Below are 20,135 nucleotides of genomic sequence, written 5' to 3'. Positions count from 1 at the left end.
CGCAGCACCCGACGTCAGGTCAGCCAGTCGTACGCGCCCTGGGCGCTGAACTCCGCCTGGCCGCCCCGCAGCAGCAGTCCCGCCGTGGCGAACTCGGGGGCGTCGGCCTGCGCGGTCACGTACGGGATCGCGATGCAGCGCATGCCGGCCGCGTGCGCCGCCGCCGCGCCCGGAGCCGCGTCCTCCAGGACCACACAGTCGGCCGGAGTCGCCCCGAGCCTGCGGGCGGCCTCCAGGAAGACGTCGGGCGCGGGCTTGCCCCGCGCCACCTCGTCCGCCGAGACCACCGTCCGCAGCACCGTGTCGAGCCCGGTCCCCGTCAGGATCGCCTCGATCGCCTCCGGCGACGAACCCGAGGCCACGGCCATCGGCACGCCTTCGGCCGCCAGCAGCTCCACGAACTTCCGCATCTCCGGATACGCGTGCGTGGCGGCCCGGGCCAGCGCCAGATAGCGGCTGTTCGTCTCCGCGAGCAGTTCCTCCACCGGCGCCTTCAGGCCGTAGCGCTCTTTGAGGAGGGCGAGGGTCTCCTGGGTGCTGATGCCGACGAAGCGTTCGTGCTGCGCCCAGGTGAAGTCCGGGACGCCGTGCTCGGCGAGGGTCTGCCGGGTGGCTTCGTAGTAGTTCGGCTCGCTGTCCACGAGTGTTCCGTCGAGATCGAAGATGACCGAGAGGTCGCCGAGGTTGCTCATGGGTTCAGAATGCCAAGGGTCACTTCCCGGCCGCGCGGCCGACCGCCTCCACCAGCGGCAGCAACCGGTGCGGGACGCGCTCGCGCAACACCATCTCGGTACGCGTGCGCACCACCCCCGGCAGACTGATCAGCCGCTGGATCACATCCTCCAGATGACCGTTGTCCCGCGCCACGACCCGGGTGAGCAGATCACCGCCACCCGTGATCGAGAACGCCTCCACGATCTCCGGTACGGCGGCCAGCGCGTCCCCCACCTCGTCGAGATGCCCCTGGGTGACCTCGATGTGCACGAACGCGAGCACCGGGTGGCCGAGGGCGGCGGGAGAGAGGAACGGGCCCGTACCGGTGATCACGCCGTCCCGCTCCAGCCGGTCGAGCCGGGCCTGGAGGGTGCCCCGGGCGACGCCGAGGAGCCGGGCGTACTCGCGCACGCTGGTACGCGGCTGCTCCAGCAGCAGTCGCAGGATGCGGGTGTCGAGTTCGTCCACGCTCATGAGGCTTGACTGTACCAATGGCCCACTAGCTACTGGCTGTGCCAATGGTCCAGTGATCTGGAGGTCACTTGAGCCACCCCGCCCGATGATGCTGTGATGGGCCCGTCGATGGCGCTGCGGACCTCCGCGGCGCCTTTTTCGTGCGGGTGTGTGCAGGGGGCGGGAAGCAGTGCTGAAGCGGGTGTTCGTGGCTCCGGACCCGGGGCGGATACGGCTGCGGTTCGCCGCGCGGGCCGTCCTCGGCATCGGCCTCGCGGTGGTCGTCTGCGGGCTGACCGGACAGTCCCTCGCGGGCGCCGTGACCGGCGGCCTCGCCGCGCTGCTCGCGTTGTTCACCGTCACGGACGCCACGGTGCGCGGGCAGGCCGTCACCACCGCGCTGCTGCCGTGCGTGGGCCTGCCGGTGCTCGCCGCCGCGGCGGAACTGCGCGACCACCCCGTGGCGCGGGACCTCACCTTCCTCGCCGTCGTCGGCGCCGGCGTCTACGCCCGCCGCTGGGGACCGCGCGGCCACAGCCTCGGTGTCTTCGCGTTCATGACCTTCTTCGTGGCCCAGTTCCTGCACGCCACCACTGACCAACTGCCCGCGCTCTACGCCGCCGTAGCCCTCTCCGTGCTCACCGCGGCGGCGGTCCGCTTCGGCCTGTGGTGCTACGAGCGCCGGCTGCCTCCGCCCGCCGTACCCGCCCCGCCGACCGGCCGCGGGCTGGCCCGGGTGACCACCCGGCAGGCCGTCCAGGCGACCGCGGGCGCCGGATTCGCCCTCGTGGTGGGCCAGTTGGTGTCCGGCCAGCGCTGGTACTGGGCCGTCGGCGCCACCTGGTGGATCTTCGTCAACACCGCCTCACGCGGCGAGACCGTGGTCCGCGGCTTCCGCCGCGTCCTCGGCACGGCCCTCGGGATCGCCCTGGGCCTGCTCGTCGCCGTACCGGTCCAAGGCGCCCCCGTCCCCACCGCGATCCTGGTCGCCGCCTGCGTCTTCGGCATCTTCTACTCGGCTGCCGTCTCCTACACCTGGATGATGCTCTCGGTGACCTTGATGGCCGAGCTGCTCTACGGCCTTCTCGGCGTCCTGAACCCCGGTCTGCTGGCGCTGCGGTTCGCGGAGACCGGCGTCGGCGCGCTCGGCGCCGTACTGGCCGTCCTGCTGGTGCTCCCGGTGACCACCCACACCACCACGGACGCCTGGATCCAACGCGCCCTGCGCTGCGTCCACACCTGCACCGCCGAGGCCACCGCCCGCCTCGCCGGCTCCGGCCGTGCCGACCCCGCCGAACGCATCACGCAGCTCGAACAACTCCTCGGCCGGGTACGGCTCTCCGTCGCACCCCTCGTGCACCCGCTGAACCCGATGCTCGGCCGCAAACGCCGCGCCCGCCGGGTGCTGGCCCTGCTCGACGACTGCGCCCACGAGATCCGCGGCCTGGCCACAGTGGCCGCCGACCCGCAGGCCTCCCACGACACCCGCCTGACCGCCGCCTGCCGCCGCGTCGAGACCGCGGTCGAGGCGCTCACCGGAAGCGGGGTGTCGCCGCTCACGGCGACTGCGGGCGGTCCGCCGGCGGAACCGGCGCTGGCTCACCTCCACGGGCTGGAACGAGCCCTCGCGGAACTCGCGGGGCCTCTGCGGGCGCGGTCCGGGTCGCGGCTCGTCGGAGCGTGAGGCGGTTCGGCATGGCGGTGGCTTCGTGCGGCGCCCGCCTGTCGGCGGATTGGGCTGGGGGGAGGCGCTCACCTGGCAGCGACGCGTCGAGGCTCACGGTCGTCTCGGCGCGGTCAGGCGCGGAGCCCGCGCCGGCCGATCTCCATGGCCTGGGACGCGCCCTCGCCCAACCGGCTCAGCCCCTGCGCGCACGGGTCCGGCATGTCCCACTGGAACAGACTCGGCGCTTTGGTCTAGACCGCTCATGATCGACTGCTACCGTCACCCCGGACAGCACTGAACCGAGAGGGGACTGCGGTGACAGACGGCGGCAGGCGGCAACGGCGGGCCTTCATCGGGTCGTTCACGGCGGCGGGCGGTCCTGGTGTCGTCGCGGCGGCCGTGGACGCGCACAGCGGTGCGCTGACCGTCCTGAGCAGCGTCGACGGCGTCCCCGACCCCTCGTATCTGGCCCTTGCGCCCGAGGGGGACACCCTCTACGCGGTCAGCGAGACGGCAGAGGGCGCGGTGGCCGCGTACCGCGTCAACGGCGACAAGCCCGAACCGCTCGGACCGCCGGTGCGCCTCGGCAGCGCGGGACCGACCCACCTGAGCCTGTACGCGGGGCACGTCCTGACCGCCGACTACGGCTCCGGCAGCGTCACCGCCGTGCCGGTCCGCCCCGACGGCACCCTGGCGGACCGCCCCTCCGGACAGCTCCGGCACACCGGCTCGGGCCCGCACGAACGACGCCAACAGGGGCCGCACGCCCACCAGATCCAGCCCGACCCCAGCGGCCGCTGGGCCGTCGGCATCGACCTCGGCACCGACTCCGTGCTGGTGTCCACGCTGGACGACGGACGCCCCGTACTGCACCGCGAGATCGCGCTCAGGCCCGGCTCGGGCCCCCGCCACCTCGCCTTCCATCCCGACGGCGACCGTGCCTACGTCCTCAACGAACTCACCCCGACCATCACCGTCTGCCGCTGGGACGCCGGGCGCGGCGCACTGAAACCGCTGGCCGAGACCCCGGTACTGCCGGGCGCCCCGGCAGGCGACGCCGCCTACCCCTCCGGCATCGTGACCTCGCCGGACGGCCGCTTCGTCTGGACGGCGACCCGCGGCGAGGACGTGCTGTCCGTGCTCGCCGTCGCGGGGGAGGGGCTGCGCCTGGCCGGGACGGTGCCCTGCGGGGGACATTGGCCGCGCGCCCTCGCCGAGTCCGACGGCTACTTGTACGTGGCCAACGAGCGGTCCGGAGACGTGTCCTGGTTCGCCGTCGACCCCGCCACAGGCGTCCCGCGCCCCGGCGGCTCGATCGACGTGACCGCCGCGTCCTGCGTGGTGTTCGGCTGACCCCACCCCGGTGCCCACGGCACGCCGAAGGGCCCACTCCCGCGTGAGGAGGGGCCCTTTCGGCGCTACGGCGTTACACGTGCCAGGCCATGCCAAGTCGGACCGGATCGGGTCAGCGAACCGGTGCGCCCTGCGGCTGCGGCGGGGCGATACCCAGCGCCGTCGTGTACTTGGCGAGCGCGAGCTTGCCGATCGCCGGGTACGGGCCGAGCGCCTCGGCGGCCGAACAGCCCGCCTCGGCAGCCGCGGTCTGGAGCAGACCCGGGTCGATCTCGGGCCCTATCAGATAGGGCGCCAGGGCCAGCTGCTGCGAGCCGGACCCGCGCAGCTGCTCCGCGATGGCCGCGATCGAACCTTCCTGGTCCAGCGCCGCCGCCATCACCGGCACGGCGAGGCGCGCGGCGAGCAGCATGCCGGTGATACCGGCCGCCTGCACGGCCTCCTCGCCGCCCACGGACGCGAGGATGATGCCGTCCGCGGCGGTCGCCACGGTGAACAGCCGGGCACGGTCGGCACGGGCCAGCCCCGCCTCGGAGAGCCGTACGTGCAGCGCTTCGGCGAGCAGCGGGTGCGGGCCGAGCGAATCGGTCAGGTCGGCCGCGACCCGGCTGTCCATGACGGCCTGGCGGACCTGGCGCAGCAGCGCGCTGTCCGGACCGGCGAGCAGCGGTACGACGACGGCAACGGGACCGTCGGGCTCCTTGACGTCGGCACCGGCGGCCTTGGCCTGCTCGAAGCGGGCGGTGCGCTCCTCGGCGGCGTGTGCGAGCACGGACGTCAGCGTGGGGAACTCGGCGTCGTCCCCGTCGAGGTAACCGATGCGCCCGTCCAGACCGGGCAGCTCGGAGCGCGCGATGCTCACGACCTCCTCTGCGAGGCTGCGCGTGGCGGCGCTGGGCGTGCCCGGCACGGCGAGCACCAGCGCGGGCGCGCCCTCGGGAGCCGCCAGCGGCTCGGGTCGGCGGTGCCGCCCGGGCTGGCGAGGTCGCGGCATTCGTACTGGCAGGCCGGACGCGGGCCCAGTGGGGGAGCTCATGGCGAGGCATGTTACTGGCTTCTTGGGCTCCCCTGTTCGGGGAGGGTGCAGGTGAGCGGTTTCCGTCCTGTTTTGTCTGATGAGTTACGTAGGGATCAGAAGTGATCACCTCGGCCCGCCACGCTCACCACGTGCACCATCACGCCGTCAGTCGGCAGGGTGAGCGTGCCCGCCGCGAGGTCGCGCGCGATCCGCACGGCGCCGTCCAGCGGATCGCCTGCCGCCGGGACCAGTTGGGCGTGCGGCAGCCGTTTCGCCAACTCCTCGCGCACGGGCACGAGGAGCGGTTCACCCATCCGGAACAGGCCACCGGTGAGGGCGACCTGCGGTTCGCCGGCCGTCGGGCAGACCGCGGCGGCCGACTCGGTCATGTGCCGGGCCGCGGCACGCAGAATGCCCGCCGCCACCGGGTCGTCCGGTGCGCACTGGGCGACACGGGGCGCGAAGGAGGCCAGTACGGCGGGACGATCCGGCCGCGGATACAGCTTGCCGGGCAGCCCCGACAGCGGCCCGAACTGCTCCTCCGCGCAGGCCAGCAGAGGCCCCGAACCGCCGTCCCGCCCGTCATGCGCCCGCAGCGCAGCCTCCAGCCCGGCCCGGCCGATCCACGCCCCACCGCCGCAGTCGCCCAGCAGATGTCCCCAGCCGTCCGCCCGCCGCCAGCCCGTGAGGTCGGTGCCGATCGCGATGAGTCCCGTACCGGCCGCGACCACGGCACCGGGCCGTATCCCGAGGGCGCCGACATAGGCGGTGACGGCATCGGCGACGAGCGCGAGGGTCCGCACCCCGAACTCCCGCGCCAGCGCCCCCGGCAACTCGTCCCGCAATCCGTCCCCGAGGGTGGCGAGCCCGGTGGCCCCGATGACGGCGGTCCCCAACTCGACGTCCCCGCCCCCACCGTCCAATGCCCGCACCATGGGCACCAGTTGCTCCATGAAATGCCCGGCGTCGATCCCCCGCACACCGGTCCGCACCGGCTCCCCGGACGCGAGCGGCACGGACACCGGATGCCCGGCTTCCCCTACGACGAGCCGGAGTCCGGAGCCTCCGGAGTCCACGGCGAGGAACCTGACGCGGGTGTCCTGCGCGGGGGGTGCCGGTGGGGGCACCGCGGAAGGAATCGCGGAGGGAACCGGCTCGGGGAGCCTGCCCGACGAACTCCCGGCAGCGGTGCCCGCCTCGGCGGTGCCGCCAAAGGACACCTGCCCGCCGGAAGCCCTCTCAGCGCTACTTCTGGCATCGGCGGTCTGGCTGAAGGACACCGTCCCGTCCGGAGCACCGGCCCCGGCAGACCGGGCCAAGGACACCGGTCCGTCCGGCGCCCCCGCTGATTCCGCCGCCCCAGCCGAACCGGTGTCCCCCGGGCCCGTCACGGCAGGCGCCAGTCCACCGGTTGTCCTCCCTGCCGGACCAGCAGGTCGTTGGCGCGGCTGAAGGGGCGGGAGCCGAAGAAGCCGCGGTCGGCCGACATCGGGGACGGGTGGGAGGACTCCACCGAGGGCAGGTCGCCGAGGAGCGGGCGCAGGTTGCGGGCGTCGCGGCCCCAGAGGATCGACACCAGCGGCTTGCCGCGCGCGGCCAGCGCCCGTATCGCCTGCTCGGTGACCTCCTCCCAGCCCTTGCCGCGATGCGCGGCGGGACTGCGCGGGGCGGTGGTCAGCGCCCTGTTGAGCAGCAGCACGCCCTGCTGACTCCACGGCGTCAGGTCGCCGTTGGACGGCTGGGGCAGCCCCAGGTCCGTGTTGAGCTCGCGGTAGATGTTGAGCAGGCTCGGCGGCAGCGGACGCACCTCGGGGGCCACCGAGAACGACAGCCCCACGGCGTGCCCCGGGGTCGGATACGGATCCTGTCCGACGATCAGGACGCGGACGTCGTCGAAGGGCTGCTGGAAGGCCCGCAGGACATTCGGCCCGGCCGGTAGATAGGTGCGCCCGGCGGCGATCTCCGCGCGGAGGAAGTCCCCCATTTCGGCGACGCGTCCGGCCACGGGTTCCAGGGCTTTCGCCCAGCCCGGTTCGACAATCTCATGCAACGGTCGTGGTGCCACGGGCGTCACCCTACTGCCGCACACGGCTCGACGATCAACCGGTGGCCCGAGCCCGACCGAGAACGACCGGACTGTGGGCCCGCGTGAACGAAGCCTCCCCATAAGGCAGTTGCCGACGAGGCAGTTCCGCGCAGGGGAGTTCCCGTCCTCACGCGACCACCGCGGCGCGCACGCACAGCACATCGGGGAGGTGGGACGCCAACTGCCGCCAGCTGTCCCCGTCGTCGTCCGACGCGTACACCTCGCCGTTGCGATTGCCGAAGTACACGCCCGCCGGGTCCGCGCCGTCCGTGCACATCGCGTCGCGCAACACCGTGCCGTAGTGATCCCCGGTCGGCAGCCCCACCGACAACGCCTCCCAGCTTCTGCCCGCGTCGGCCGTACGAAAGACCCGGCACCGGTGCTCGGCGGGCACCCGGTCCGCGTCCGCGTTGATCGGGAACACATAGGCGGTGTCGCCGCGATGAGGATGGGCAACCGCCGCGAAGCCGAACGTGGACGGCAGACCCTCACCGATGTCCGTCCAGTGCGCGCCCGCGTCGTCGCTTCGGTACACCCCCCAGTGGTTCTGCAGATACAGCCGGTCCGGGGTCGCCGCGTCCTGCGCGATCTTGTGCACGCACTGGCCGAACTCCGGGTTCGGATCCGGCAGGAACACCGCGGAGACACCGGAGTTGGACGGCTCCCAGCTCGCGCCCCCGTCCCGCGTGCGGAACACCCCGGCCGTGGAGACGGCGACCGTCACGGCCTTCGGGTCACGCGCGTCGGTGAGGACGGTGTGCAGCCCCTCTCCGCCGCCGCCCGGCACCCAGCGCGAGCGGGTGGGGTGCTCCCAGAGGGGGCGGACGAGGTCGAAGCTCTCGCCGCGGTCCTCGGAGCGGTACAAGGCCGCCGGTTCCGTACCCGCGTACACCACGTCCGGTTCCGCCGCGGCCGGGTGCAGCTGCCACACCCGCTCCAGTGAAGCCCCCGTGTCCTTGGGGAACTTGACGGCCGGCTGCTCCGGTTCGACCCACGTTCGCCCGAGGTCGTCGGAGTGGAACACGGACGGACCCCAGTGGGCGCTGTCACCACCCGCCAGCAGTCTCGGCGTGGGGCCCCGTGTGTCGACGGCGACCGAATACAGCGCCTGCGCGTTGAAGTACGGACTCTCGTCGAACTCCCAGACTCCGCCCTGCCTGCGCCCGATGAACAGGCCTTTTCGCGTGCCCACCGCGAGCAGCACCTCGGTCATGACGATCACCTCCACCGCATTTTTGGCCATTTCGCCCCCTCACCCGCCAGTCTGCACCCCACCACTGACAGTCACCCCCGGAACGGACGTCATCGCAGTTCAGAGCCCCGATCCTCGCTCCACGGACAGATCCCGGGGGCACCTCCCGCGAAAAGCCCGCGTACACCTCGTCAGCCATGGGACCGTCGAGTCGGGGTATTCGTCGTGAGCATCGAGGAGACGTCTCCCGTATGGGAGGGCGGTTCGGCATGTCAGTGCGTTCATGAGGAGGATGCCTTCGATGGCGTTCCGAGGTCCGAAGGTGTGGCTGTGGCGGTGGCGGCGCAATCCGCTCAAACGCCGCGCCGATGCGGTGGAGTCGTGGATCGTGCTCGGTGCTTGGCTGATCACCGTCCTGGCAGGCGTGCTGGCCGGTCTGACGGCGACCCGGTCCGTCGAACACGAACTGGCCCAGGAACGCGTCGAGTGGAAACCGGTGGTGGCACTGGTGACCCAGGACGCGCCCGGCCCCTCCCCGGCGAGCTCCGGCAGAACGAACAGCGAGCTCGTCTGGGCGAAGGTCCGCTGGACGGCCGTGGACAGCTCCTCGCACACCGGCCAGATCCGTGTTCCCTCCGGCAGCGGCATCGGCACTCCGGTGACCATCTGGACGGACCCGCAGGGCCATCTGGTCACCAAGCCCGCCACCGCGTCCCAGGCCCAGCTGCGGGCCGCGCTGATCGGCACGCTGCTGGGAATGGGTGCGGCGGCCGTCCCTTTCATCAGCGCGCGCGCCCTCCGGATCCGGCTGGAACGCCGGCGCATGGACCAGTGGGACGAGGAATGGGCACGTTTCGGCCCGCTGTGGAGCCGCAAGACGGGCTGAGCAGGACGGGCTGCCCGCCCGGCATGGCATGAGCGCCCCTGGCACGCAGGCCGACGCAGGGGCCCTCGTCATGCCCGTCACCCCTCCCCGCAGTACTCGGCACAACCGCCCGCCACCACCTCCCGGCACACCCCCAAGAGCCGTTCGTCCTCCAGGACGTCCTGACTCCCATGCCCGCCGGCCCGCGCCGAATGCCGTCGCGGAGCGGCGAGTTCCGCCTCCACCAGGTCATGCAGGGATGCGCCGGCGGTCCCCATGCCGACCAGGCACGCGGCGACAGCGCTCCGCATACGCGGATGCCCGGTCCAAACGGGCCACAGCACCGGAAGCACTCTCTCCGCATCCCCGGTCACCCGCCACAACGCCCGCGCCCCCGCGACCCGCTCCTCGACGCACTCCGCCTCCACCGTCCGCGCCAGCCCGTCCGACGCGACCCGCGCGGCCACCCCCACCCGCGCCAGCACATCCGCCGCCACCCGGCGCCGCTGTCCGTCCGAACTCGCCAACTCCCGCAACAGGGACGGCAGTACGGCCGACGCATCACCCTCCACCGACCACAGCGCACCCGCCGCGACACCCGCACACTCGGACTCCAACAGCCCCCGCAGCACCGGTACGACACCCTCCGCCCCGACCCCGAACGCATCGAGCGCCCGCACCGCCGACTCCACGACCCCCTGCCTGTACCGCACCCCGTCCGGCATCTCGCGCAACAGCCGCAGCACCTCCGGCACGGCCTCCCGGTCGGCGAGCGCGGTCAGCGCGGACAGCAGTGGTACGGCACGGTCGGACGTCTCGGGGGAGTCGAGGGGCACACGGCCGAGCCGGTGCCGCAACGCCGGGGCGAGCGGTGCGGCCGAGCGGCCCAGGTGGACGATCACCCGTCCCAGGTCGTCGGGTACGACGGGCCGCGCGAGCAACTCGGCCAGGACCGGTGCAGCCCGTCGATCGCCGCTGCGGGCAAGGGCCTTGAGCGCGCCGCCCAGGGCGGGCGTCCCACGCTGCCAGCGCTCCGTCCACAGTTCGGGGCGCGCGATCACCAGCGCGTGCAGGTGACCGGCGGCCGGCGAGGCCAGGTGGAAGAGTTCCCCCAGCACCGACGACGCGGCATCGCGCAACCGGCCTGCCCCCGTGCCCAGTTGCTCACCGACCAGCGCGACGAGTGCCGAGTGGTCGGCCCGCCACTCGCGAAACAGTCCGGCCGACATCCATACCGCATTGCACCGGTCGGTGGAGTCCGGCCCAGTCAACTGCCCTTCCAACAGGGCGATTCGATCGGCCACCCGCCCGCCGAGCGCGGTGTGCAGCGTGCGCACGAGCTGCGCGCCCTCCTCGTCCGAGGGCCGAAGTCGCCGTAACCGCCCGGCGAGTGTGTCCGGGTCGGGAGGACGGCCCTCGGCCGGTGTCGAGCGCCCCGACCGAGGCCGCTCGGACCGCTCCCCGAGCAGGCCCACGACCGTCGGGACCAGGTCGGCGGAGAGCAGATCCGGTGCGCAGCCCGCGAGTTGGCCGAGCGCGGCGAGCCGTAGCCCGGGGTCGTACGGCGGAGTACCGAGTGCCAGCAGGGTGTCCAGCGCCTCGGCGGCGTGGGCCGGAAACCGTCGTACGAACAGACCGAGGCTCTCGACGAGGGCGAACAGAACCCGGTCGTCGCGCTCCACCGAGATCCACTGCCGCAACAGGCCCAGCACGCACGCGGGTTGATCGAGGAACCGGACCAGCCCCTCAGCCGCTGCCCGGCGCACACCGGGGTCCTGGTCGCCGACGAGTACGACGAAGACCTCGGCTCCCGCCCGTAAGGCGGCCTCCGCCGACCCGTGCCCCCGCCCGATGCTGACCAGAAGCTCCACCACCTCGCCCCGCTCCGCGACCCCTTCCTCAAGGGCGAGCGCGAGCAGAAACGGAACGCAGGCGAGTGTCGAGTCGTACACCATCCCCTGGTGGTGCACCGCGCCGTACATCCCGTCGAGGGCGTTCGCCCGCTCGACGGGGTCCGTGGAGGCCAGCCCCCTGAGCAGTACGGGCACGTCCTCCGCACTGCCGTACGCATGGCGCAGCGAGGCCCAGTCGACCTCGTCGATCCCCGTGAACACGTTGCCCTCCCCAGACGAAGTGCCAACTGATCGCGAGTCTGCACCACGCCACTGACAACGAAGCGGAATCGAGAGGTGACCGAGGGTCAGTCCCCGTCGGGCAGGGCGCGGGAGAGGATCGCGCCGAGGTCGGCGGAGTCGGGGAGTGTGCCGAAGGCGTGCCCCCAGTCGCCGCCCAGCCGGGTCGCGCAGAAGGCGTCGGCGACGGCGGGCGGGGCGTGTCGTATCAGGAGGGACGCCTGGAGGGTGAGCGCCATCTGTTCGACGAGGCGGCGCGCGCCCGTCTCCGTCGCCTCGCTCAACGTGCTCTTCAACCGGCTCACCGCCGCGTCCAGGCGGGCGTCCGCGCCCCGCGCCAGGGCGAGTTCGGCGAACAGGGCCTCCGCCGGGCCGGGGTCCCGGCTCAACGCCCGCAGTACGTCGAGGGCGTTGACGTTCCCCGAGCCCTCCCAGATGGAGAGGAGAGGCGCCTCGCGGTAATGGCGGGGCATGCCCGAGTCCTCGACGTAGCCGTTGCCGCCGAGGCACTCCAGGGCCTCCGCCGTGAAGGCCGGCCCGCGCTTGGTGACCCAGTACTTGCCCACGGCGGTGGCGATCCGGCGGAACGCGGACTCGGCGTCGTCCCCGCGCACCGCACGGTCCGCCGCGCCCGCCAGCCGCAGGGTGAGGGTGGTCGCGGCCTCGGACTCCAGCGCCAGATCGGCCAACACATTGCGCATCAGCGGCTGTTCGAGCAGTCGCGCGCCGAACGCGCTGCGCTGGCGCACATGGTGGCCCGCCTCGACGAGCGTCTTGCGCATCAGCGTCGCCGACATCATCACGCAGTCCAGACGGGTGCAGTTGACCATCTCGATGATGGTCCTGACGCCGCGGCCCTCGGGTCCGACCAGCCACGCCACGGTCTCGTCGAACTCGGGCTCCGAGGACGCGTTGGACCGGTTGCCCAGCTTGTCCTTCAGCCGCTGGATGCGGAACACGTTGCGGCTGCCGTCGGGCAGAACGCGGGGCACCAGGAAGCACGACAGCCCGCCCGGAGCCTGCGCCAGCACGAGGAACACGTCGCACATCGGCGCCGACGTGAACCACTTGTGCCCGCGCAGCGTGTACACCCCGGGTTCGGCGGTCGGGGTGGCCGCCGTGGTGTTCGTGCGGACGTCAGAGCCGCCCTGCTTCTCCGTCATCCCCATCCCGGCCAGCAGCCCGCGCTTCTCGGTCGGGACGCGCAGGCCCGGTTCGTAGACCCGGCTGGTGAGCAACGGCTCGTAGACCGCGGCCAGTTCGGGCTGGGCGCGCAGCGCGGGGACGGCGGCGTACGTCATCGACGTCGGGCAGCCGTGTCCGGCCTCGGTGTGTCCCCACACCAACCCGCCTGCCGTACGGGCCACATGGGCACCCGGGCGGTCGTCCGCCCAGGGCGCACCGGCCAGTCCCTCCGCGACGGCGACGCCCATCAGCCGGTGCCAGCTCGGGTGGAACTCGACCTCGTCGATCCGGTTGCCGTACCGGTCGTGCGTGCGCAGCTCCGGCTCGTGCCGGTTCGCCAGCTCACCCCACTCCTGCGCCTCCGCACTCCCCGCCGCCCGGCCGAGCCGCCGTACGTCCTCCTCGGCCCAGCCGGCGCTCTCCCGGCGCAGCCCCTCAAGCAGGGCCGTGTCCTCGGAGGCGTCGTACGGGGTCAGGGGCGGGGGCTGGTTGGTGACGTCGTGCGTGACGTTCCGGGGCTGCGGCGGTGTGTGCGCGAGTGTCTGGGCCATACGAGGAGTGTTGCACTATCTCTGCGGTCGCATCAATGATGTAACACCGGGATCGGCGCGTAGAGTGCGAGGTCATGCGGATGGACGAGTCGGAAGGGCCCGGTGAGGTGGACCTGCGCCCGTTGTCCGCGCGCTCGGTCGTTCTCAGTCTGCTGCTGGGCACGCATCCGCCCGAGCTGCCCGTACGGGATCTGCTGCGGGCGGTAGAGCCGCTCGGCGTGGCCGGATCCACCCTGCGGGCCGCGCTCAGCCGGATGGTGGCCGCCGGGGACCTGCGGAGCACGGACGCGGTCTACCGGCTCAGCGACCGGCTGCTGGAACGCCAGCGCCGCCAGGACATCGCCGTACACCCCGAGACCCGCCCCTGGGACGGCGACTGGGAGATGACCGTCGTCACCGCGACCGGCCGCGGCCCCGCCGAACGCGCCGAGCTGCGCGCCAAGTTGACCGCACTGCGGCTCGCGGAACTCCGCGAGGGAGTCTGGCTCCGCCCGGCCAATCTGCTGCGACCCCGACCGGACGAACTCGGCGCGATCGCCCGGCACTTCACCACCCGCCCGGAGGAGTCGGCCCGCCAACTGGCAGGGAGCCTTTGGCCACTTGAGGCGTGGGCGAAAACGGCCGAGGCGCTGCTCGCTCAGATCGACGCCACCGCCGACCGTCCGGCCGACCGTTTCACCGTACTCGCCGCCGTCGTACGCCATTTGCTCGCCGACCCGGTCCTGCCCCCCGAACTCCTGCCCGCCGACTGGCCGGGCCCTGCCCTGCGCGCCGAATACACCAGTCACCGGCGGGAGTTGATCGCGACCGTGCTGGGAAACCCGTCATGAGCGGAGGAACCCGGCACGGCCGCCTTCACCGCGGTGGGCTCACTTGTAGGTGATGTCCGAGGCCGCGTACTTGCAGTAGGTACCGTCCGGGCCCGTACCGTTGGTCGTCGGCTCCGCGCCCGTGTTGTTCCCGATGTACTTCTGACAGGGGATCATCTTCTTGCTGGTGTCCCCGACGATCGTGATCGCCTTCAGAGTCACGCTGTCACCGTAGTTGGTGTTGATGCCGACGATCCGGCTGCCCTTGTAGGTCGCCTCGATGGTGTTGAGGTTGATCGTGCGCTTGTACTGCGTCTTGCAGTTGCCGCACGAGCGGACGAACGTACCGAAGGTCTGCGCCGCGAAGTTGGAGACGTTCAGGGTTCCGGCGCCGTTGAACTGGAACACCTTGTCGCTGGCCTCCTTCGCGCCACCGCCGGAGACGGTGTACACGTTGGACGACGAGGAGCCCAGGAAGGTCGCCGCGTCCTCGCCGACGTCCTCCCACCACACGTTCTGCAGCGTGCAGGCGCCCAGACAGTGGATGCCGTCGGCGGCGGGGGAGCCGATGATGACGTTCTTGACGACGGCGCCCGGGGCCAGTTCCAGGATCGGGCCCTGATCCTCGTCCTGGCTGCCCGTGCCCAGGTCGCCGCTGCCGTACAGGCGCAGCATCCCGTAGTCCTTGGTGCCCGAGACCGAGATGGTCGAGGTGACGGCCTGGCTGCCGCTCGCGGTGGGCCAGGTGGCGGCACTGGCCGGCGAGAGCGCGCCGGATGCCATGATCATGCCAAGCGAGACTCCGAAGGCCGTCGCCGCGCCGGTGAGCACGCGTGGCCGTAGGGAAGAAGTCATGTCCCGATTCCTTCTCCGAGGTGGGGGAGTGGTCAGAGCTTTCCGGTGCCCGCGCCCGCGGTCACCGAGGCGACGACGGTCGAGGCGGGCTCGGCGGTGTAGCTGTACGGCGGGCTGGTGAACGTGCCGACCTGCGAGATCTCGGTGGCGGCTCCGCCGAGGTCGTTGCCGCTGAGGTTGGCGTAGCCGTCCACGTCGCTGTCCCGGTTCGTCGTGACGGCGACCTCCGTGTCCCGGAAGACGTTGTTCTGGACGAACATCTGGGCGCCCATGCGCGAGTGCACGGCGGTCTCGGCGCCGACGACGTAGTTGTCGTAGAAGTGCCCGGTGCCGAAACGCAGGCTGGGGATGCGGGAGTTGACCTGGTCGAACCAGTTGTGGTGGTACGTCACCCGCAGATGCCCGGTGTCCTCGCTCGCGTTGTTGTCGCTGTGGCCGACGAGCGAGCCCTTGTAGTGGTTCTTGAAGGTGTTCCAGGAGACGGTGACGTAGTCGGAGGCGTGCGTGATGTCGAGCAGGCCGTCGTAGTAGTCCTTGCCGTGGTCGAGGTCGGACGAGAAGGCGTTGTGGTCGATCCACACCTTCGTCGACGCCTGCACGGTGATGCCGTCGGCGGGCGCGACCGGCTTGCTGATGTTCAGGTTGCGCACGACGATGTTCGTCACCTTCTTCAGGCGCAGCCCGCCACCGGTGAACCCGGACGCCGAACCGACGCCCAGGACCGTCGTGTTGGACCCGATGTCGACCTGACCGCTCAGCGAGATCAGGCCGTTGACCTTGACCACCTTCGAACTGCTGCCGGTGACGGCCGACTTGAAGGCGTCCAGCGTCGACACCGTGACCGCCGTGGCACTGCCGCCGCCTGTCGTCCCGGCGCCGAATCCGACCGGTGAGGTGTCGGCCGCGGAGGCGGAGTGGGGGAGCGTGAGCACGGCTGTCGCGGCGAGCGCGACCGCCGTCAGAGCTGATCTTCGAGTACGCATGCGGGTGCGTCCCTTCGAGAGGGCATGGGTGATCGGATACGTGAACGATGTACGCCATGAAGGACCGCGCGGTCACACTTCTGAACGGAACGTAGAGTGCAAGCGCTTTCTAGTCAACGCTCCGCGCGAAACTATTCGGAGCGTGGGAGCGCTTCCATGGGACTCATGTCCATGTCACGATGCCGATGGTTCCCACCCGAACGACGCCGCACGAGCCGCACGAGCCGCAATCAGGAAGGGACGATGACGTGCGCCCCACAGCCGCCGACAACACCCTCAAGTCCGCCCGGAAGAAGCCACGTTCGGTACTCGTCGCCCTCTTCGGAGCGCTGGTGCCGTTGCTCGCGGCCCTGACCCTCCTGGCACCTCCGGCCGCCGCCGGCGCCGAGGCCGGCGCCGCGACCCTCACCGAGGTCACCGGCTTCGGCACCAACCCCAGCAACCTCCAGATGTACGTGTACGTCCCGGCCGCCGTCACCGCCCACCCGGCGGTCGTCGTGGCGGTGCACTACTGCGGGGGATCGGGCCCGGCGATGTACTCCGGCACCGAATACGCCTCGCTGGCCGACCAGTTGGGGTTCATCGTCGTCTACCCGTCGGTCACCCGCGCCAGCAAGTGCTTCGACGTCTCCTCGCCCCAGGCCCTGCATCGCGACGGCGGCAGCGATCCGGTCGGCATCAAGTCCATGGTCGACTGGGTGAAGAGCACCTACTCCGCCGACCCGAGCCGTGTCTTCGCCCTGGGCATCTCCTCCGGCGCGATGATGACGAACGTCCTGCTCGGCGACTACCCCGACGTGTTCGCGGCCGGCGCCGCCTTCGCCGGTGTGCCGTTCGGCTGCTTCGCCACCACCGACGGCTCCGAGTGGAACATCGCGTGTGCCAACGGCACCGTCACCCATACCCCGCAGGAATGGGGCGACTTGGTGCGGGGTGCCGACCCCGGCTACACCGGCCCCCGCCCCCGGATGCAGCTGTGGCACGGCACCGCCGACGACACGCTGCGCTATCCCAACTTCGGCGAGGAGATCAAACAGTGGACCAATGTGCAGGGCGTCGGCCAGACCCCGGCGGCGACCGACTCCCCGGCGACCGGCTGGACCCGCACCCGCTACGGCGCCACCGGTGACCAGGCCCCTGTCGAAGCGATCAGCCTCCAGGGCGTCACCCACAACCTCTACACCTACGGCATGGGCACCCGCGTCCTCACCTTCTTCGGTCTCTCCGGCGGCGGCACCACGCCCCCGCCCTCGACCGGGCCCTGCAAGGTGACGGTCACGACCAGCGCCTGGAACACCGGCCTCACCGCCTCCGTGACGATCACGAACACCGGCACGGGCACGGTGAACGGCTGGCAACTCGGCTTCACCCTGCCCGCCGGCCAGACCATCACCAACGGCTGGGGCGCCACGTACACACCGGCCTCCGGCACGGTGACGGCCACCGACGCGTCGTACGACGGCACGATCGCCCCGAACGCGAGCGTGACCGTCGGCTACCAGGCGAACCACACCGGCAACAGCGCCGCTCCCACCGCCTACACGCTCAACGGGACGGCCTGCACGGTCGGTTGATCCTCACCCCGTGCCCCTCGCCCCCAACTCCTGCCCGAGGAAGGTGGATTCCGTGCACCCCACGAGACGGACCGCGATCGTCGCCACGACCTCGGCGCTGTCGGCCCTGTCAGCCCTTACGGACCCCAACTCCGCACACGCCGAAGGCATGTCGACACGCTCCGGCTCCCATTGGGTGAACACCTGGACGGCGATGCCCCAGCTCACCGAGCCCGGCAACCTGCCGCCCGCGCCGTTCACCGGGACCAGGTCGGTCCTGGTCGACACCACCCTGCGACAGACGCTCCGCGTCACCACCGGAGGCCGGACGCTGCGCCTGCGCTTCTCCAACGCCTACGGCGACACCCCGCTGCCGCTCACCGCGGTGACGGTGGCGCTCCCGCAGGACGGCAGGGCGGGTGCGAGCGCCATCGTGCCCGGGAGCGGCAGACCGGTCACCTTCGCCGGGCGCACGTCGGCGACCGTCCCGGTCGGCGCCCAACTGGTCTCGGATCCCCTGGACTTGGACCTGCCCGCCGCATCGGTCCTGACCGTGACGACCTACCTGGCAACCGGCCAGCCGTCACTCGCGCTCACCTCGCACCCGGGCTCGCGCACGACGTCGTATCTCCAACTCGGGGACCACGCGCAGGACGAGGACCTGCCCGGTGCGACCCCGGCCGACCACTGGTATCTGCTGAGCGACGTCGAGGTCCTGGCCCCGCGCACCACCACGGCCGTGGCGATCCTGGGCGACTCGCTCACCGACGGCCGCGGCTCCACGACCAACGCCAACGACCGCTGGCCCGACCAGCTCTACGACCGCCTCCGGGCCCACCCCGCGACCGCCGCCGTAGCGATCCTGAACCAAGCCGCCGGTGGCAACCGGGTCCTCGACGACGGCCTCGGCCCCAACGTCCTCGCCCGCCTGGACCGCGACGTGCTCTCCCGCAGCGGAGTCACCCGCCTCATCGTGTTCGAGGGCGTCAACGACATCGGTACCGCCGACGCGACCCCGGCCGCCCAACGCCGGGTAACCGAGGACCTGTTGGCGGCCTACGACCAGATTGTCGTCCGCGCCCACGCCCAGGGCATCCGTGTCTACGGCGCGACCCTGCTCCCCTTCGGCGGCAACACCTACGACGACCCGGCGGGCGAACGCGAGCTCTCCCGCCGGGCCGTCAACACCTGGATCCGGACGAGCGGCCACTTCGACGCGGTCCTCGACTTCGACCGCGCCGTACGCGATCCAGCCGACCCGCGCCGCCTGTTGGAGTCCCTCCAGGTGGGCGACTGGCTGCATCTCAATCCGGCGGGGTACGGCGTGCTGGCCGCGACGGTCCCCACCGGGCTGCTGCGTTAGACGGCCGGTTCTTTGGCAGCGGTGGGGGCCGCGGCCGAACTGCCCTTCACCGAAAGGTGGTTGAAGACCAGGTTCAGCACGATCGCCGTCAGGCAGCCCGCGCTGATGCCGCTGTTCATCACCGTCTGGAACCAGTCCGGGAACTGCGCGTACACCGTCGGCACACCGACCGGCAGCATGCCCACGGCCACCGAGACGGCGACGACGGTGAGGTTGTGGTTGTCCTTGAAGTCGACCTGGGTCAGGGTGCGGATGCCGCTCGCGGCGACCGTGCCGAACATGACCAGGCCCGCGCCGCCGAGCACCGGTGCCGGTATCGCCGCGACGACCGCGCCCAGCTTGGGCAGCAGACCGAGGACGACCAGGATGCCGCCGGCGACGGCGACGACCCACCGGCTGCGGACCCGGGTCATGCCGACGAGGCCGACGTTCTGGGCGTACGCCGTGTACGGGAAGGTGTTGAAGACGCCGCCGAGGACGGTGGACAGGCCGTCGGCGCGCAGGCCGTCCGCGAGGGAGCGCGGCTCGATCCTGCGGTCGGTCATCTCGCCCACCGCGATCAGGTCACCGGTCGTCTCGGTCATCGTCACCAGCGCCACCACCAGCATCGACACGATCGCCGAGGCATGGAAGGTGGGCGTACCGAAGTGGAACGGGGTGCTGATGCCGACCCAGTCGGCGTCCCCGACCCCGCTGAAGTCCGTGAACCCGAACACCACCGCGGCCACCAGCCCCACGGCCATGCCGATCAGCACCGCGATCCGGCTCAGGAACGCGGGCGCGAACCGCTGCACACTCAGGACGACCGCGAGGACGAAGGCCGCGAGAGCGAGGTTCTTCGGCTCACCGAAGTCCTTCGAACCCTGGCCGCCCGCCGCCCAGTTGCCCGCCGCGGGCAGCAGCGACAGACCGATGACGAGGATCACGGTGCCGGTCACGAGCGGCGGGAAGAAGCGCAGCAGCTTGCCGAACACCGGTGCCAGGAGCGCGATGGCGAGCCCCGCGACGATCACGGAGCCGTAGATCGCGGGCAGTCCGCCGCCCGTCGTACCGATCAGCACCATCGGCGACACGGCTGCGAACGTACAGCCCTGCATGATCGGCAGCCGTACCCCGAACCGCCAGAAGCCGATGCACTGGATGAGCGTCGCGATACCGCAGACCAGCAGGTCCGCGGTGATCAGATACGCCAGATCGGCGGCCGACAGCTTCATCGCCCCGCCGACGATCAGCGGAACCGCCACCGCGCCCGCGTACATCGCGAGCACGTGCTGCAGCCCGAAGGCGGCCAACTGCCGTACGGGTGGGACCTCGTCGACGGGATGTACGGGTGTGGTCGTTGCCATGGGCACTCCTG

The 20,135-nt window shown here is 71.6% G+C and carries 17 protein-coding genes; 6 read left to right on the top strand and 11 right to left on the bottom strand.

Annotated features, from left to right (window positions below; translation table 11 throughout):
- Positions 1-14 precede the first annotated feature (14 nt).
- Both OH768_RS06465 and OH768_RS06460 read right to left on the bottom strand, forming a co-directional pair.
- Entirely contained in the window at positions 15-692 is a 678-nt protein-coding gene (locus tag OH768_RS06465) for an HAD family hydrolase (RefSeq protein ID WP_406450938.1), read from the bottom strand.
- A gap of 19 nt (positions 693-711) precedes the next feature.
- Positions 712-1,188: an Lrp/AsnC family transcriptional regulator gene (locus OH768_RS06460; RefSeq protein WP_262062787.1), complete on the bottom strand. Its 477-nt coding sequence runs from the start codon at positions 1,186-1,188 to the stop codon at positions 712-714.
- A gap of 169 nt (positions 1,189-1,357) precedes the next feature.
- Between OH768_RS06460 and OH768_RS06455 the strand changes: the two genes are divergently transcribed.
- Together OH768_RS06455 and OH768_RS06450 are read left to right on the top strand one after the other, a co-directional pair.
- Positions 1,358-2,851 (top strand): FUSC family protein, encoded by a 1,494-nt coding sequence (locus OH768_RS06455; RefSeq protein ID WP_406450935.1) that lies wholly within the window; start codon positions 1,358-1,360, stop codon positions 2,849-2,851.
- A gap of 297 nt (positions 2,852-3,148) precedes the next feature.
- Positions 3,149-4,186, top strand: a complete 1,038-nt coding sequence (locus OH768_RS06450) for a lactonase family protein (RefSeq protein WP_406450933.1) — start codon at positions 3,149-3,151, stop codon at positions 4,184-4,186.
- Between the two features lie 112 nt (positions 4,187-4,298).
- Here OH768_RS06450 and OH768_RS06445 read toward each other — a convergent pair whose 3' ends face one another.
- From OH768_RS06445 to OH768_RS06430, 4 genes are all read right to left on the bottom strand, one after another.
- On the bottom strand, positions 4,299-5,222 hold the full coding sequence (locus OH768_RS06445; RefSeq protein ID WP_406450931.1) for a sirohydrochlorin chelatase: 924 nt from the start codon (positions 5,220-5,222) through the stop codon (positions 4,299-4,301).
- A gap of 95 nt (positions 5,223-5,317) precedes the next feature.
- The gene (locus tag OH768_RS06440) at positions 5,318-6,331 is read right to left on the bottom strand and encodes an N-acetylglucosamine kinase (protein WP_406465165.1); all 1,014 of its coding nucleotides are present in this window, start codon (positions 6,329-6,331) and stop codon (positions 5,318-5,320) included.
- A 260-nt stretch (positions 6,332-6,591) separates the two neighbouring features.
- The gene (locus OH768_RS06435; protein ID WP_026178657.1) at positions 6,592-7,269 is read right to left on the bottom strand and encodes a uracil-DNA glycosylase; all 678 of its coding nucleotides are present in this window, start codon (positions 7,267-7,269) and stop codon (positions 6,592-6,594) included.
- A gap of 148 nt (positions 7,270-7,417) precedes the next feature.
- The gene (locus tag OH768_RS06430) at positions 7,418-8,503 is read right to left on the bottom strand and encodes a WD40/YVTN/BNR-like repeat-containing protein (protein ID WP_406465163.1); all 1,086 of its coding nucleotides are present in this window, start codon (positions 8,501-8,503) and stop codon (positions 7,418-7,420) included.
- Positions 8,504-8,783: 280 nt separating this feature from the next.
- Between OH768_RS06430 and OH768_RS06425 the strand changes: the two genes are divergently transcribed.
- Positions 8,784-9,368 carry a hypothetical protein gene (locus OH768_RS06425; RefSeq protein WP_406450929.1) on the top strand — a complete coding sequence of 195 codons (585 nt, stop codon included), beginning with the start codon at positions 8,784-8,786 and terminating at the stop codon, positions 9,366-9,368.
- Between the two features lie 77 nt (positions 9,369-9,445).
- On the opposite strand, the gene OH768_RS06420 is transcribed toward OH768_RS06425, so the two are convergent.
- Both OH768_RS06420 and OH768_RS06415 read right to left on the bottom strand, forming a co-directional pair.
- Entirely contained in the window at positions 9,446-11,461 is a 2,016-nt protein-coding gene (locus OH768_RS06420; protein ID WP_406450927.1) for a HEAT repeat domain-containing protein, read from the bottom strand.
- A gap of 86 nt (positions 11,462-11,547) precedes the next feature.
- Positions 11,548-13,215: an acyl-CoA dehydrogenase family protein gene (locus OH768_RS06415; protein ID WP_406450925.1), complete on the bottom strand. Its 1,668-nt coding sequence runs from the start codon at positions 13,213-13,215 to the stop codon at positions 11,548-11,550.
- A gap of 74 nt (positions 13,216-13,289) precedes the next feature.
- Here OH768_RS06415 and OH768_RS06410 point away from each other — a divergent pair, with 74 nt between their 5' ends.
- Positions 13,290-14,045, top strand: a complete 756-nt coding sequence (locus OH768_RS06410) for a PaaX family transcriptional regulator C-terminal domain-containing protein (RefSeq protein ID WP_406450923.1) — start codon at positions 13,290-13,292, stop codon at positions 14,043-14,045.
- 39 nt (positions 14,046-14,084) lie between these two features.
- Here the strand turns inward: OH768_RS06410 and OH768_RS06405 are convergent, their stop codons facing one another.
- A complete protein-coding gene (locus OH768_RS06405; protein ID WP_406450921.1) occupies positions 14,085-14,879 on the bottom strand; it encodes a pectate lyase in 795 nt (264 codons plus the stop codon).
- Between the two features lie 32 nt (positions 14,880-14,911).
- Positions 14,912-15,862 carry a polysaccharide lyase family 1 protein gene (locus OH768_RS06400; protein ID WP_406450919.1) on the bottom strand — a complete coding sequence of 317 codons (951 nt, stop codon included), beginning with the start codon at positions 15,860-15,862 and terminating at the stop codon, positions 14,912-14,914.
- Positions 15,863-16,110: 248 nt separating this feature from the next.
- Here OH768_RS06400 and OH768_RS06395 point away from each other — a divergent pair, with 248 nt between their 5' ends.
- Positions 16,111-17,436, top strand: coding sequence for a PHB depolymerase family esterase (locus tag OH768_RS06395; RefSeq protein ID WP_406450917.1), 1,326 nt, complete (start codon positions 16,111-16,113; stop codon positions 17,434-17,436).
- Between the two features lie 52 nt (positions 17,437-17,488).
- On the top strand, positions 17,489-18,778 hold the full coding sequence (locus OH768_RS06390; protein ID WP_406450915.1) for an SGNH/GDSL hydrolase family protein: 1,290 nt from the start codon (positions 17,489-17,491) through the stop codon (positions 18,776-18,778).
- On the opposite strand, the gene OH768_RS06385 is transcribed toward OH768_RS06390, so the two are convergent.
- Complete coding sequence (locus OH768_RS06385; RefSeq protein ID WP_406450913.1) at positions 18,775-20,124, bottom strand: nucleobase:cation symporter-2 family protein; 1,350 nt, start codon at positions 20,122-20,124, stop codon at positions 18,775-18,777. The genes OH768_RS06390 and OH768_RS06385 overlap by 4 nt on opposite strands.
- Between the last annotated feature and the right edge of the window lie 11 nt (positions 20,125-20,135).

Source organism: Streptomyces sp. NBC_01622 (genome assembly GCF_045209635.1).
Taxonomy (GTDB): domain Bacteria; phylum Actinomycetota; class Actinomycetes; order Streptomycetales; family Streptomycetaceae; genus Streptomyces.
Note: the sequence above shows the minus strand (reverse complement) of the source record. Positions and strands in the feature narration are given on the sequence as shown.